Annotated in this window: 12 protein-coding genes; 5 read left to right on the plus strand and 7 right to left on the minus strand. The window is 71.1% G+C overall.

Annotated features, from left to right (window positions below):
* Window positions 1–90: 90 nt before the first annotated feature.
* A complete protein-coding gene (locus FLL47_RS10055) occupies window positions 91–438 on the plus strand; it encodes a DoxX family protein (protein WP_144120176.1) in 348 nt (115 codons plus the stop codon).
* 117 nt (window positions 439–555) lie between these two features.
* Here the strand turns inward: FLL47_RS10055 and FLL47_RS10060 are convergent, their stop codons facing one another.
* On the minus strand, window positions 556–2,844 hold the full coding sequence (locus tag FLL47_RS10060) for a HelD family protein (protein ID WP_246157742.1): 2,289 nt from the start codon (window positions 2,842–2,844) through the stop codon (window positions 556–558).
* A 369-nt stretch (window positions 2,845–3,213) separates the two neighbouring features.
* On the opposite strand from FLL47_RS10060, the gene FLL47_RS10065 reads away from it, so the two are divergent.
* Entirely contained in the window at window positions 3,214–3,729 is a 516-nt protein-coding gene (locus FLL47_RS10065; RefSeq protein ID WP_144120177.1) for a winged helix-turn-helix domain-containing protein, read from the plus strand.
* 106 nt (window positions 3,730–3,835) lie between these two features.
* Here FLL47_RS10065 and FLL47_RS10070 read toward each other — a convergent pair whose 3' ends face one another.
* Complete coding sequence (locus FLL47_RS10070; protein WP_144120178.1) at window positions 3,836–8,239, minus strand: S8 family serine peptidase; 4,404 nt, start codon at window positions 8,237–8,239, stop codon at window positions 3,836–3,838.
* 289 nt (window positions 8,240–8,528) lie between these two features.
* Here FLL47_RS10070 and FLL47_RS10075 point away from each other — a divergent pair, with 289 nt between their 5' ends.
* Complete coding sequence (locus FLL47_RS10075; RefSeq protein ID WP_144120179.1) at window positions 8,529–9,056, plus strand: winged helix-turn-helix domain-containing protein; 528 nt, start codon at window positions 8,529–8,531, stop codon at window positions 9,054–9,056.
* A 160-nt stretch (window positions 9,057–9,216) separates the two neighbouring features.
* Window positions 9,217–9,894: an HDIG domain-containing metalloprotein gene (locus FLL47_RS10080; protein WP_144120180.1), complete on the plus strand. Its 678-nt coding sequence runs from the start codon at window positions 9,217–9,219 to the stop codon at window positions 9,892–9,894.
* Between the two features lie 55 nt (window positions 9,895–9,949).
* On the opposite strand, the gene FLL47_RS10085 is transcribed toward FLL47_RS10080, so the two are convergent.
* The 5 genes from FLL47_RS10085 to FLL47_RS10105 all read right to left on the minus strand — a co-directional run bounded on the left by FLL47_RS10085 (window position 9,950) and on the right by FLL47_RS10105 (window position 13,480).
* Window positions 9,950–10,273 carry a hypothetical protein gene (locus FLL47_RS10085; RefSeq protein WP_342780316.1) on the minus strand — a complete coding sequence of 108 codons (324 nt, stop codon included), beginning with the start codon at window positions 10,271–10,273 and terminating at the stop codon, window positions 9,950–9,952.
* Window positions 10,183–10,551 carry a hypothetical protein gene (locus tag FLL47_RS10090; protein ID WP_144120182.1) on the minus strand — a complete coding sequence of 123 codons (369 nt, stop codon included), beginning with the start codon at window positions 10,549–10,551 and terminating at the stop codon, window positions 10,183–10,185. Before FLL47_RS10090 ends, FLL47_RS10085 begins: the two co-directional genes overlap by 91 nt.
* Before the next feature lie 83 nt (window positions 10,552–10,634).
* The gene (locus FLL47_RS10095; RefSeq protein WP_144120183.1) at window positions 10,635–11,372 is read right to left on the minus strand and encodes an NADPH-dependent F420 reductase; all 738 of its coding nucleotides are present in this window, start codon (window positions 11,370–11,372) and stop codon (window positions 10,635–10,637) included.
* Window positions 11,373–11,406: 34 nt separating this feature from the next.
* The gene (locus tag FLL47_RS10100; RefSeq protein WP_144120184.1) at window positions 11,407–12,438 is read right to left on the minus strand and encodes an LLM class flavin-dependent oxidoreductase; all 1,032 of its coding nucleotides are present in this window, start codon (window positions 12,436–12,438) and stop codon (window positions 11,407–11,409) included.
* Entirely contained in the window at window positions 12,431–13,480 is a 1,050-nt protein-coding gene (locus tag FLL47_RS10105) for an LLM class flavin-dependent oxidoreductase (RefSeq protein WP_144120185.1), read from the minus strand. Before FLL47_RS10105 ends, FLL47_RS10100 begins: the two co-directional genes overlap by 8 nt.
* Window positions 13,481–13,559: 79 nt before the next feature.
* Here FLL47_RS10105 and FLL47_RS10110 point away from each other — a divergent pair, with 79 nt between their 5' ends.
* On the plus strand, window positions 13,560–14,114 hold the full coding sequence (locus FLL47_RS10110; protein WP_246157744.1) for a MarR family winged helix-turn-helix transcriptional regulator: 555 nt from the start codon (window positions 13,560–13,562) through the stop codon (window positions 14,112–14,114).
* Window positions 14,115–14,127: the final 13 nt, after the last annotated feature.

A 14,127-nucleotide genomic window follows, 5' to 3' on the forward strand; every position in this document is an offset into this window, starting at 1 on the left:
CGCGGCCGCCCGACGCGACCGCGAAGCCTCCGCCACAGCGCTAGACTTCCGTCGCGACCCGCCGACACCCCTGGAGCGAAGCTTGTGACCGTGCCCGTCGTCATCGGATCGATCCTGCTGGCACTCCTGTTCGGAGCGCTGGGCGTGATGCAGGTCGTCGCCGCCCCGCCGGCTGTCGCGCGTGCCCGCCACCTCGGCGTGCCGCCGCTGCTGGACCGGATCGTGGGCGGCCTGGCGATCGCAGGAGCGGTCGGGCTCCTCATCGGACTCGCCGTCGGGCCCGTGGGCATCGCCGCCGCGGGTGGCCTGGTCCTGCTGATGATCGGGGCGCTCGGGTATCACCTGCGAGCCGGTGACCGCGGCAACGACCTGATGGCGCCGGTCGCGGTCGGCCTGATCGCCGCAGGCCTGGGCACGCTGCACGTGCTTGCCTACTGACCTGGCTCCGTGGCCGCGCCCGATCACGCATGACGGTTCTCGACGACGTGCCGGCGCCGCCGGACCCGACGTCGTCCGGCCCGGCCCGCGGTCTCCGCGGGACCAGGCCGGACCGCCTCAGCCGACGAGGGCGGCGGGCAGCGCCGACCGGTGCAGCACCTCCAGTCGGGCGACCGCCCGGGTCAGCACGACGTACAGCCGCTGCTGCCCGCGGGGTTCGGCGGCCACGATGTCGGCGGGCTCCACGACGATGACATGGTCGTATTCGAGTCCTTTCACCAGGCCCGCGGGGACCAAGGTGACGTGGGGCGCGTCGACCAGGGGCCCCAGCGCCCCGACCGTGTGATCGGCGGCTACGACGGCGACGCTGCCCTCACGCGGAGCGGTGCGTGCGGCCTCACGCACCGCCGCAGCGAGGTCGTCGACCTGCCGCACCGAGAGTTCGCCGCCGGGCCGGTACGACTGTGTCGGCGCGATGCCCGGGGCCAGCATCCGGGCCGCGTAGTCCGCGAGGACCTGCGGCACCCGGTAGCCGGTGCGCAGGTCGAGCATCCGCGAGTCCCGCCGGTCGAGCCGGGCCAGCAGCTCCTGCCACGACGCGGCGGCCAGCGGATGGGTCGCCTGGCCCAGATCGCCGACGATCGTCATCGAGGCGTACGCCGCCCGGCGCGCGATCATGCGGCACTCCATCGGTGACAGATCCTGGGACTCGTCGAGGATCACGTGCGCGTAGTCGTCCCAGGTGGCCGGTTCATCCTCCGGCTCGGGGACCGGCAGCGGCTCGGCGAGCACCGGCACGTAGGCGTCCTCGCCGTACGGGTCGTAACCGTCGATCCAGCTGACCACCTGGTGTCCTTCGCGCAGGATGATCGCGGCGGCCCAGCGCTGCGCGGCGGCGGTCGCGTCGTTGTCGATCGCCTGTCCGGCGACGGCCATGGGGGTGGGCAGTCCGGGCGCGTACAGGCTCCAGCCGTCGTGCAGCCCGCAGCTGAGCGCGAAGGTGTCCACCGGCTGCGGGCCCATGGTCAGTTCCCGCAGCCGGGCCGGCTCGGCTCGGGCCGCGGGGGCGGCGGGCGGTTCGCCGAGCAGTTCGGTGAGTTCGTCGAGCAGCGGCACGTCGTCGATCGACCAGTCGGCGCCGCCGCGGTACGACGCGGCCAGGGTCTCGGCCGCGCCGTCGCCCAGCACGCCGCGGACCCGGTCGGCGTCGCCGAGCCACGCCAGCACGTCCGGCGGACTCAGCCGGGGCCACCACGCGACGAGGAAGCGCCGGAACTCGGAGCGGTCGCCGACATCGTCGACGAAAAGTTCCCGGTCCAGGTGCTCGCCCTCGACCTCCGCCCACAGCGCTTCCAGCAGCGCCTTCGCGGCGACGGGCCGGGCGGTGTTGGGCAGTGTGCTGCTCGCCGTGGCCATGGTGCGCACCCGCTCGCGCACTGCGGACAGTTCGGCGGACCCGAGCTTCAGGACCTGGCCCGCGTACACCAGTTTGAGCTGGTCCGGCGCGGTCGGCGGGGCCTGCCAGATCAGCTCCCCCAGCACCGCGTCCATGCGGGTGCTGCCCTTGATCTCGGCCACCGGCGCGGGATCGCGGCGAGTGGCGGTCACGCCCTCGACGAGTTCGCCGATGGCGCGCAGGTGGATGCTGTCCTCACCGAGGGCGGGCAGCACGCGGCTGATGTAGTTGGTGAAGACCGTGGAGGGTCCGACGACCAGGACCCGGCCGTCGGCGAACCGGCCCCGGTCGGTGTAGAGCAGATACGCGGCGCGGTGCAGCGCCACCTGAGTCTTGCCGGTGCCGGGCCCGCCGGTGATGAGCGTGACGCCGCGGGCGGGTGCCCGGATCGCCTCGTCCTGCTCGCGTTGGATGGTGGTCACGATGTCGCGCATCTGCGGGCCGCGGGCGCGCTGCAGTGCCGCGAGCAGCGAACCTTCACCCAGTACGCGCAGCTCGCCGGCGTCGTCCGGGCACAGCAGGTCGTCGTCGAGGTCGACGACGTCGCGGCCGCGGCTGATGATGACGCGGCGGCGGACGACGCCGAGCGGTTCGCCGGGCGTCGCCCGGTAGAACGCCGCCGCGGCGGGCGCCCGCCAGTCGATCAGGAGCGGTTCCCGGTCTTCGTCGCGAATGCCGAGCCGCCCGATGTGGTAGGTCTCGCCGTCGTCGAAGTCGAGGCGGCCGAACACGAGGCCTTCGGCTTCAGCGTCCAGCGCGCGCAGCTTGCCCGCCGCGTGGTGGACCATCGCGTCGCGTTCCACGAGTCCGCCGGCCGGTCCGGCGGCGGCCCGCCCGTGGCCCTCGCGGGCCAGCTGTCGGGCCTGGGCGCGCATGGCGTCGGCGCGGTCGTAGACCCGGTCGACGACCTGCTGCTCGCCGGCGATCTCCTGGGTTCTTGCGTCAGGCACAGTGCTCCCCGATGAGTGGGCAATGGGGTTGAGTGACGAGCATATGTGCGGCTCAGCGGACAAAGATCGTCATTCGGGCTGATTCGATACGGGCCATGCGTCGGTTAGACTTGAACCGCGGGAGGGACAAGCGAAGAGCTTGTACACCTCCCGTCGCTGTATCCGGTGACGCGCCTCGGACAGCGCGGGCAGGGCGCGCCGGGCCTCGTGGTGTCGAACCACGCCAGGGTGCACAGCCTCGCCGATAATCATTTCCGTGAATATTTCCATCGGGGCGCTCTGCCGCTAAGGTCAGGACACCGATTGAGGATCTTTCGGTCGGCAGCGCGGAAATCACGCGCAATCATGGGGAACCGGAGGGGTGGGCAGATGCGGGGAATCCCGGTCGCCTCGCTGGTCATCGGCATCGCGTCCTCGCCGGCCGAACGCCGCCACCTGGCCCGGACGCTCGGCGGGAGCCCCGCCCTGCTGATCGTGTCCAGCGTCGAGCAGGCCCGCGAGTTCCTCGGCGTTACCGAGAAACCCCCGGTCACCACCGTGCCGCCACTCGCAAGGACCGCGACAGCGCACGCCGCGGAGCCCGCGCCGGCGGTGCCCTCGACTCACCTGGCTGTCGACTCCGACCGGCGGGTGCTGTGCTGGCGCGGCCGGGAGGTCGGCCTGACCCGCCTGGAACACGCCTTCCTGATCTGTCTGACCGAGACGCCCGGCCAGGTCTGGACCTACGAGCGGCTGCACCTCGAGGTGTGGGGCAACAAGCACCTGGGCCGCGGCTCCGACATGCATTCGGTGGTGCGGCGGGTGCGGCGCAAACTCGCCCGGCTGAACGCCTCGGTGACCGTCCACGCGGTCCGCGGGGTCGGTTTCCGGCTCGCCCCGGTCTGACCGCCGCGCGGGACGCCGCGTCCGTCCCCAGGTGTCGCCGACACCGGACATGGTCCGGCCCGCCTGGTCGTCGACCAGGCGGGCCGGATCACCTAGCGGTCAGGCGTCAACACCGGATGGGAGACAAGGCGAAGTCCTCCACCGTGGGTGTGGTGGTGTTGATCCTCGTCTGACGGGTCTGGGGCTTCCAGCCGTCCTTGGCGACGATCAACGTCAGCGGGTTGTTGCGGCGGTCCATCCAGTAGGCGTACTTGCCCTGGGCGTCGGTGGCGAAGGTCCACGAGTTCGCCCACGAGTCGACCTGGACCACCGCGCCGACGATCGGCGAGCCGACGCCCTGGCAGCTGGTCCCGGTGACCGTGCCCAGCAGCTTGCCCCAGGTCTTCGGAGGCGTCACGGTCATCGTGACGGCCACCGGCGACACCGGGTAGGGCGTGTTCTCCTTGATCCCGACCGAGGCGGTGTAGGTGCCGGGCTGGTCGACGTTCGCCGTCATCGTGACGGTGACGGTGACCTTCGCGCCCGGTGCCAGCGTGACGGCGGTCTTGTCGACCGTAAGCCAGCTGACGTCGGCGGCGGCCGCGGCGCAGCCCTCGAGCCCCGGCAGCACCTCGCTGTCGGGCATCGCACTGAAGTTGCCCGACGAACCGCCGATCTTGTAGAAGCCGCACGCCGCGCCGCCGCGGTAGCGGGCGGTGTTGGCGTTGGGCAGGTTGGACCACGACCCGGTGGCCGGGTCGTAGGCGAAGCCGGCGTTGGTGATGGCCCCGCCCTGCGAGCCGCCGACGACCAGCAGCTTGCCGCTGGCGACGGCGAAGGAGCTGGCCCAGCTGTCGGTCGGCGCGTCGGCGATGGCCGTCCAGCTGTCGGCACCCGGGTCGTAGGCGTAGCCGGCCTTCTGCGCGGCGGTTCCGTCGTTGCCGCCGGTGCAGTAGACCGTGCCGTCGATCCCGCCGCAGGAGGCGAACGCCACCGACTTCGGGTAGTCGGCCACGGCCGTCCAGGTGTCGGTGGCCGGGTCGTAGCGGACGACGTCGTTCGACATCGGGGTGCAGGCGGCGGTGGTGCAGCCGCCGATGGCGTACAGCTTGCCGTCGGCTACCGCCTGCCCGGCCGCGGACCGCGGCGCGGGGTTGTCGGCCTTCTCCGTCCAGGCGTTCGCCGCCGGGTCGTACGACCAGGTGGTGGCATCGGGGCCGGCATCGCCCCAGCCGCCGGTCGCGATGATCTTCCCGCCGACCACGCCCACCGCCATGGCGTTGCGGGCGCCGGGCAGGTCGGCGATCGCCGTCCAGGTCTGGGCGACCGGGTCGTAGACGAAGTTCTTCGTCGTGGAATCAGTGCCGTTGCTACCCGCGATCGAGTACACCTTGCCGTCGAGGGTCACCACCCGGTTGTCCATCACGTTCGCCGGGTAGTCGGCGATGTCCGTCCAGGGTTCGGCCTGGGGGCCGACCGCGGGGGACGCCGCGTTCGAAGACTTGCCGGACGACTTCGCGGCGAACGACGTCGGCGCGTCGAGCCGCTGCTCAGGAGCCCCGGCACTGCCGAGAACCTCCTGCTTGGTGGTACGTGACCCGTCGGCCCGGAGCAGTTCGAATCCGCCCTCGCGCTCACTGAACTCGACCTCGACCGGCGCACCGCCGGTGTTGGTCACCGTGAACGTCTTGGCGGCCGTGCCGGTCGGCATCTGGACCGTGGCGCTCAGCGCGACCGGAGCCACCTTCAGCCGGCCGGCCGCGAGCTGGTAGTTCGCCGCGGTCGCCCAGTCGGGCTGCACGTCGACCTGCTTGCTCTGGCTGACGTAGTTGCCGGCCCGCGCGGTGAACGGGTGCGTGCCGGTCAGCGACGAGAACAGCCAGTAGAAGCCGTCCTCCAGCGCCGGGTCGTCCGGTGTGGCCGCGGTGACGGCCTTCTCCGACGGCCGGGCGTCGCTGGTGACCGTCGCGCCGTTGACATAGCTGTTGTCGTTCTTGTCACGGACGTTGCCGACCACCAGGCCGCCGTCGACCGGAGCGCAGGTGACCTGGCTGCCGATCAGCACGTTGTCGACCTCCCACCACCACTCGTACGACGCGTCGTAGTAGTGGAAGCGGACCTGGACCTGGGCCTTGCCCGCGGCCTGCGGGATCGGGAGCTCGGTCGTGCGCGGCCCGCGGAAGTCGGCCGCCTGCCGGAGCACGTTCGTCCAGGTGGCACCGCCGTCGAGGCTGAGGTCGACGTCGGCCCGGTCCGAGCCCAGATGGTTGAAGTCCTGGTTGAACCGGATGACCGGAGCCGTGACGGCCGTCAGGTTGACCACGGGGCTGACCAGTGAGGTGTCCTGCGCCCCGCCGAGCCCGTAGTCGTCACTGTCGATCATGGCGAAGTTGCCGCTGCCGCCGGTGAGGTTGCCGCGGTTGCCGTCGTCGGTGAACTTCCACACCTGGCCGGTGCCCGCGTTGTCCACCACGGACCAGCCGGCCGGCACGGTCGTGCCGTCGAAGGTCTCGTACTCCCCGTCCGAGCCGAACCCGTAGCCGGGAGCCGCGGTACAGGTGGCGGCGTTCACCGGCACCGCGACGTTCGCGGTGACGTTGCCCGAACCGACCACGACCTGCTTGGTGACGGTCTGGTAGCCCGGATACAACGACTCGACCTTCAGGCTGTACGTCGCCCCGGCCGGGAGCTTGACGCTGTAGCGGCCGTTGACCGGAGTGGTGTGGTCGTAGACGCCGGACGGGCCCTCCACGGTGACCTTCGCGTACAGCGGCCAGCCGTGCCCGGAGCCGTCGGTGACCGAACCACTGACGTTCACGCTGGGCACCGGGCTCAGTGCCACGTCGACGGTCGTGGTCACGCCGTCGGTGACGGTCGCCGACCGCGTCACGCCGGTGTACCCGAACAGCGCGACCGCGACCTGGTAGTCACCGACCGGGAGCAGGGTCGAGAACTTGCCGTCCGCGCCCGTGGTCACCTCGCGGCCGACCGAGCCGGTGATGGTCACCGTCGCGCCGGCGAGCGGGCTGCCGGTGGACGCGTCGGTGACGGTGCCGGCGAGGGTGCCGGTGTCGCCGATCGGGGCGGAGTTGAGCAGCACCAGGGCGTCCAGCCGGCCTTCGCCGTAGACGTTGTTGTCGGCCGCGGTGCCGCCGCACTGGGCGTCGGCCTTGTCGATCGCGGCGCCGTTGAGCAGCGCACGGGTCGCGTCGATGTCGCCGACCAGCGCCGGGGCCGCCGACCACAGCAGCGCGATCGCACCCGCAAGGTGCGGGGCGGCCATCGAGGTGCCGCTGATGCTGGCGTAGCCGTCGCCCGGCACGCTGGAGCGCACGTTCACCCCGGGCGCGGAGATGTTGGGCTTGATCTCCCCGCTCTGCCCGGTGCCGCGGGACGAGAAGCCCGCGATGTTGTCGTTGACGTCGTACGCGCCGGTCGAGTAGTTGCTGATCCGGCTGCCCGGCGAGCCGCTGGTCTGGCACGCGGATCCGTTGTTGCCGTTGGACCAGGTGCCGAAGATGCCCGACGCGGCCCAGGCCAGCGTCACGTCCTCCATGAACGGGTCGTTGGAGGGCAACTCGCTTCCCCACGAGTTGTTGATGATGTTCGGGCGCTTGGCCGCGTTCGGGTTCTGGCCGTTGAGGTCGGTCGGCTCCAGCATCCACTCGCCGGAGGTGACCAGCGCGGCGTCGCTGGGGCAGCAGCCGTTCGCGGCTATCCACTTGACGCCGGGGGCGACGCCGATCTGGTTCGCGCCGTCGGCCCCGGCCATGGTGCCCATGGTGTGGGTGCCGTGGCCGTCGTCGTCGCAGGGCGTGTCACAGGTGTCCGCCGCGTTGAACCAGTTGTAGTTGTGGTCGAACGTGCCGTCGCCGTTGTTGCCGCGGTAGGAGGCGACCAGCGCCGGGTGGTCGAACTGGACCCCGGTGTCGATGTTGGCGATGGTGACGCCCTCGCCCTTGACGCCGTACTGGGACCAGACGTCGTCGGCGTTGATGTTCGCGATGCCCCATTCGAGGGCGTTGACGGTCTGCTCATCGGTGCCCTTGGTGGTCTCGGGCACCTTGTAGGCGATCGGGGCGTAGAGCCCCTCGACCTCGGCGTGCGCGGCGAACTTCTGCACCGTCGCCAGCGAACCGCTGCTCACCTTGATGGCGTTGGACGCCCAGAACGTCTGGTACTTCAGGCCCGCGGCGTCCAACTCGGCCCGGACCTTGGCCTGACTCTCGGCCGCGGTCTTGCGCAGGGCGTCCGCGACCGCGGTGCCGCGCTGGGTCCAGTCCTTGATGGCCTGGGCCTTGCTGAGGTCGGCCCGGTCGGTGAACCGGATCCAGAAGTCTCCCTCGCTCTTGGCCTGGAGCTGCTTGGCGAGCTCCGGTCGTATCTTGTCGCCTACTGCGGTTCCGGCCCCCGGCGCGGCCGACGCGCCGGAGCCGGCCGCGGCCACGCCTGTCGCGGCGAGGATCATCGCCGCACCGGCGCTGACCAGTGATCTGGCTGCGCGCCGCCGCCATGGTGGACGTCTGAACATCGGTGCTACCTCCCTCAGAACGACCCAGAGTGAAACGAGCCATGGTGAGGGTGCAGGGGGAACCGTCGCGACGAAGCGAACCGACGAACCCCCTCCATGCCCACCCAACAAAACCGCGCGGGTCACGCCGGTTGCCCGTTTGGACACTATGATCGAGCAGAAAGGACGATCAATAACTTGACGTGAGCAACTTGTCGCTAACGGTTGCCAGGTTGGCGACGCGCTTGCCCATCACTGTCAGGACAATGACGAGAGTGGGCGCAAGCCCACAGATCCCGGGCGGGTTGCGGTGACCGAGCACGAGGAAAGTACGGCGACGGGGTCCGATCCGGACGGCGGACCGTTCCCGCTGCTGATCGCGGTGGCGCCGTCGCCGGCCGAGCGGATCCGGCTCGCGGAGCGGCTGGACGGCATCGCCCCGCTGCTGCTGGTGGCCGACCTCGACGAGCTGCGCCGGCTGATCGCGGCTCCGCAGCAGCGCGCCGAGACCGCGGCCGCGGCGGCCGACACGTCGCTGGTCATCGACTCCGCCCGGTCCACGGCACGCTGCCGCAACCGCGAGATCGACCTGACCCGGCTCGAGCTCGACCTGCTGACCTGCCTGACCATCGAGCCGGTCCGGGTCTGGAGCTACGCCGAACTGCACCGCTCGGTGTGGCAGGACGAGGGGCTCGACCGCAAGTCGGACGTGCAGTCCGTGGTCAAACGGCTGCGGCACAAGCTGCGCGAGCTCGGCACCGGTGCCACCATCGACGCGGTGCGGGGAGTCGGGCTGCGGCTGACCGATCGCCGGCAACCGCGGATCGGGCGCGCCTGATTCCTGCCTTAATTGGGCAGCGTCGATGGCCGGTCGGATCCCCGACATTGCCGGTCCGCGCCGCCGGGCGGCCGGTGCTGGTCCGCCCGAAATCGGAGGTGCGGCCCGTTCATAGAATGGCGTTCGGCTGCCGCCGCAGCCCATACCGTCAGGAACGCCGATGGTCGTTCGGAGAGTCGGCAGGCGACCAGCCGTCCCCACCGATGAGCAGATCCGGGAATTGCACGAACGGTTCGCGCCCACCCCGGAAGCCTTCGACCTCGTCTACACCCACTGCCGGATCGTCTGCGCGGTGGCAGAGCAGCTGCTCGACGGCCGACGCTCGGCGTACGACGTCGACCTCGTGCGGGCGGGCAGCCTGCTACACGACATCGGCGTCTACCGCCTGTACGACACCCACGGCCGGCTCGACCACCGCAACTACGTCCGCCACGGGCTGCTCGGCCACGACCTGCTGCGCGAACTCGGCTTCCCGGAGGCGCTGTGCCGGTTCTGCTCCCGCCACACAGGCGTCGGGCTCACCCGCGAGGACGTGCTGCGTCAGCGGCTGCCCCTGCCCGCCGCCGACTACGTCGCCGAGACCGGCGAGGAGCAGCTCGTCATGTACGCCGACAAGTTCCACAGCAAGACGACCCCACCGAAGTTCGTGACCGCGGCCGCCTACACGGCCGATGTGCGCCGGTTCGGCGAGGACAAGGCCGACCGGTTCACCGCGATGGTGGCGCACTACGGCGAGCCGGACCTCACCCGGCTGGCAGACCAGCACCAGCACCCGCCGGCCGCTGACGGAGTTTCGCCACTCGGCGCAGGATCGCCACGGCCGCCCGGGCCGGACTGAGGTCCGTGGTATCCAGCGTGAACAGGTGCGGGTCGGACGGGACGTGCGCGTCGGTTCACGCGGTCGCCGTCACCGTGTCGAGCTCGGCGAACAGTTCGGTGGGAACCTCGCAGCCGGCTCGGTCGGCCAGCGTGACCCAGTAGTCGCGGCCGCAAGTCCAGGCGGCGGCGACCGCCCCGGCGACCGCGTCGGCTTCGGCCACGGTGACGGTGACGGTGACGGTGACGGTGCGGCGTAGCACGCCGACCACCTCGGCGCCGAGGTCGGTCTCCGCCCGGCGTGACGGTGTCAGCCAGTGCTCGGTCCGGCCTTCGGCGAGGCGGGCCATCCAGAGCAGATACCGCTGGGCGTGTGACAGCGCATCGACGGCGCGCAGCAGCTCGCCACGCTGCGCGACGTGGTGGGCCAGGATGAGCCAGTTGCGTGGGAGCCGAACTCGTTGACGATCAGGTGCCGGATGGGCCCGATCCGGTCGAGCCAGGCCCGATGATCGAGCACCTCGGCCTGATCCGCCCCGAAGAACAGCCAGAACTCGACATCGCTGTGGGCGTCGCCCACGCCTTGCGCGAACGAGCCGTAGGTGAGTGCGGCGACGAGATCCTCGTCGCCGAGACAGAGTTCCCGGACACGGGTGATCAGATGTTCTTGCGGCAGCACCCGGCGACCTTAACCACCCCGGCACGATCTCGCCTGCCTGTTTCCGGCGGCCGTGCCTGCATTAACAGGTGAGCGCAGTGGCGTCAGGCTCCGCGCGGAGACAGCGCGGGGTCCGTGGTCGGCAGCTGCCCGCGCGCCTGGGCGACCGCGTGTCCGCGCTCCGATTCCGGGAAACGGTCGAGGCGGGCGCGCACCTCGGCCGCCTCGACATCGGCGCCGAAGAGTTCGGTGCCCGGTTCGAAACGTACGCCTTCGGCCAGCGGACCGGCGACGACCGGGTCGAAGCCGAGCGCATCGACCAGCGCGGCGACCGCGGCCACGTCGGCCGGGCCGTCGCCCGCGATCGCGACGGCGGTGCGTCCGGCAACGCCTGCGGGCCGGGCCTGGTCCTCGATGTCGTGGTAGCCCACGTGGTTGAACGCCTTCACGACGCGAGCCCCGGACAGGAACGCCTGCACCGTCTCGCTGGAGGACGTACGCGGATCGGTGAGGTCGTCGCGGCTGCCGTCGATCTCCCACCAGTAGTTCATGGCGTCGACGACGAGCTTGCCGCGCAGCGCGTCCGCGGCGATGCTGCGGTACCTGCCGAGCGGCAGGGCGAGCACGACGATGTCGGCGCGGGCCGCCACGTCGGCGGCGGTGGCGGCGGTCGCGCCGGGGGTGAGCACCTCCACGGTCAGCGCGATCTTCGCGGGGTCGCCGGAGCCAGCGATGAGCACCCGGTACCCGGCGGCCAGGGCGAGCCGGCCGAGGACCGTGCCCAGTTTGCCCGCGCCGAGGATGCCGAGGGTCCGGGGACCTGCTTGAGGGGTGTCGTCCATGTCGTGTCCTTCGGTGTCTGGGCCTGCCGACGGGTCAGCCGGCGAGCATGTCGCGGACCATGGGGATCACCTTCGCGCCGTACAGCTCGACGGCGCGCAGGCGGGCGCTCACCGGCTGCGCGCCCGCGGTGTAGATGAGGTCGAACCGGCCGACGCCGAGCGCGCCGACCGTACGGGCGATCTTGCGGGCGACGGTCTCCGGCGAGCCGATGTAGAGGGACCCGTGCTCGACCTCGGCGTCGAATTCGGCGCGGCGGATCGGCGGCCAGCCGCGCAGGGCGCCGATCCGGTCGCGAATGACCCGGTAGTGCGGCCAGAAGATCTCCTTGGCCTGCTCGTCGGTGTCGGCGACGAAGCCGGGTGAGTGCATGCCGACCGGGTGCGCGGTGGTGCCGAGCTGGCCGGCGGCGCGCCGGTACAGGTCGATGTAGGGGGCGAACCGGCTGGGCTGCCCGCCGATGATCGCGAGCATGAGCGGCAGGCCGTAGCGTGCGGTGCGCACCACCGACTGCGGCGAGCCGCCGACGCCCACCCAGGTGGTCAGGCGGCCCGACTCGGTCTTGGGGAAGACGTCGGCGTTGCGCAGCGGGGCGCGCACGGTGCCGCTCCAGGTCACCGGCTGCTCGTCGAGCAGCTTGACGAAGAGGTCGATCTTCTCCTCGAACAGCACCTCGTAGTCGGCCAGGTCGTAGCCGAACAGTGGGAACGACTCTGTGAACGAGCCACGGCCGAGGATGACCTCGGCCCGGCCGTGCGCCAGGGCGTCGACCGTGGCGAAGCGCTGGAACACCCGGACCGGGTCGTCGGAGCTGAGCACGGTCACTCCGGAACCGAGGCGGATGCGCGAGGTGCGTGTCGCGATGCCGGCCAGCACCGTCTCCGGGGTCGACACCGAGTACTCCGGCCGGTGGTGCTCGCCGACGGCGATGGCGTCGACGCCGAGTTCGTCGGCGAGCACGGCTTCGTCGACGACCTGCCGAATCGCGGCGGCGTACGAAACCGGTCGGCCGGAGTCGTCGTCCGGCACGTCGCCGAAGGTGTCGAGGCCGAACACGGGATCAGACATGGGTGGGCTCCTTCGTGAGCAGTTCCCGCACCCGCGGGGCGACTTCACGGCCGAACAGCTCGATGCTGCGGGCGCGGGCCTCGCGGGGCAGGCGCATGATGTCGTACTTGAGGTCGAAACGGCTGATCCGCAGGTCGCGGGCCATGGTGGCGATCTTCTGCGCGACCGTCTCGGGCGAGCCGACGAACAGCGCTCCGCCGTCGAGTTCGGTCTCGTAGCGTTCGCGGGTCGGCTGGTAGAAGCCGCGTTCACGGGCGAGCTGCGCGACGACCGGTTGCCAGTGGCGCCACCAGGTCTCGACGGCCTCTTCGTCGGTGTCGGCGACCAGGCCGAGCGAGTGCTGCCCGATCGGCAACGCGGGATGCCCGAACTCGTCAAGGGCGCGCAGATAGAGCTCGACGTTGCCGGCGAACCGCTGGGGCCGGCCGCCGATGATCGCCATCATGAGCGGCAGTCCGTGGCGGGCGGCGCGCAGCACCGAGTTCGGGCTGCCGCCCACGCCGATCCAGGTGGGGATGCCTCCCTCGGGCATCCGGGGGTGCAGCCGCTGCGCGGTCAGCGGGCTGCGCACGGTGCCCGACCAGGTGACGGTGTCCTGGCGCTGGAGCCGCATGAACAGGTCGAGCTTCTCCTCGAACAGGCGCTCGTAGTCAGCCAGGTCGTAGCCGAACAGCGGGAACGACTCGGCCGCCGAGGCCCGGCCGAGGACGAGCTGGGCGCGGCCGCCGGACACGGCGTCCAGCGTCGAGAACTCGTGGTAGAGCCGCACGGGGTCGTTGGTGCTCAGCACGGTGACGGAGGTGCCGAGCCGGATCCGCTCGGTGGCTCGCGCGATGGCCGCGAGCAGCACGGGCGTCGCGGAGTCGGTGAAGCCTTCCCGGTAGTGCTCGCCAACGCTGAACACGTCGAGGCCGACCGAGTCGGCGAGCTGCGCCTCCTCGACGATCAGCCGCACGGTCTCGGCGTCACTCAGCACCCGGTCGCCGTCGGTGGCCAGCTCCCCGAACGAATTGAGGCCCAGTTCGAATCCTTCGGTCGTCATGGTCTCCCCTGCCCCGGTCCCGGCCGCACACCGAGCGCGGCTGATTGACATGTCAATTATGTAGGCCGGTATGATTGACATGTCAATCGGAGGCGGAATGATGCAGGACACACCACGGCCACGCCGGGCACGCCGGCTGCCCACCACCGAAGAGCTGCGGATCTGGCGGGACTTCATCGAGACGGCCGAAACCCTCAGATCCGAGCTCACCGCACGCCTGCAGAGCGAGTCCTCCCTGTCGTCGGGCGACTATGCGGTGCTGCTCGCCCTCAGCGAGGCCGAAGGACACCGGATGCGCTCCTCCGACCTCGCGTCCCACATCGACTGGGAACGCAGCCGCCTCTCGCATCACCTGGGCCGGATGGAGCGCCGCGACCTCATCCGCCGCGAGGAGTGCGCCGCCGACAGCCGCGGTGCCGAGATCGTGCTGACCCCCACCGGCCTTCAGTCGTTCCGGCAGGCCACGGTGCCGCACCTGAGTGCCGTACGGGAACTGTTCGTCGACGCGCTCACGCACGAACAGCTGATCGCGGCGGGCGACCTCGCCGCCACGCTCCGGGCCCGCCTCAGCGTGTCGGGCCGGCGGCGAGGTAGCGCCGCACAGACGAAAGCCGCCCGATCCGACGACGGCTAGTGTCCCGGGCGGA

The organism is Catellatospora sichuanensis (assembly GCF_007483665.1).
Lineage (GTDB): Bacteria > Actinomycetota > Actinomycetes > Mycobacteriales > Micromonosporaceae > Catellatospora > Catellatospora sichuanensis.

Excerpts from the sequence above, each read along its gene's own strand:
- FLL47_RS10065 (WP_144120177.1), top strand. The coding sequence starts at position 3,214 with ATGCGGGGAATCCCGGTCGCCTCGCTGGTCATCGGCATCGCGTCCTCG.
- FLL47_RS10070 (WP_144120178.1), bottom strand. The coding sequence starts at position 8,239 with ATGTTCAGACGTCCACCATGGCGGCGGCGCGCAGCCAGATCACTGGTC.
- FLL47_RS10080 (WP_144120180.1), top strand. The coding sequence starts at position 9,217 with ATGGTCGTTCGGAGAGTCGGCAGGCGACCAGCCGTCCCCACCGATGAG.
- FLL47_RS10095 (WP_144120183.1), bottom strand. The coding sequence starts at position 11,372 with ATGGACGACACCCCTCAAGCAGGTCCCCGGACCCTCGGCATCCTCGGC.
- FLL47_RS10100 (WP_144120184.1), bottom strand. The coding sequence starts at position 12,438 with ATGTCTGATCCCGTGTTCGGCCTCGACACCTTCGGCGACGTGCCGGAC.
- FLL47_RS10105 (WP_144120185.1), bottom strand. The coding sequence starts at position 13,480 with ATGACGACCGAAGGATTCGAACTGGGCCTCAATTCGTTCGGGGAGCTG.
- FLL47_RS10110 (WP_246157744.1), top strand. The coding sequence starts at position 13,560 with ATGTCAATCGGAGGCGGAATGATGCAGGACACACCACGGCCACGCCGG.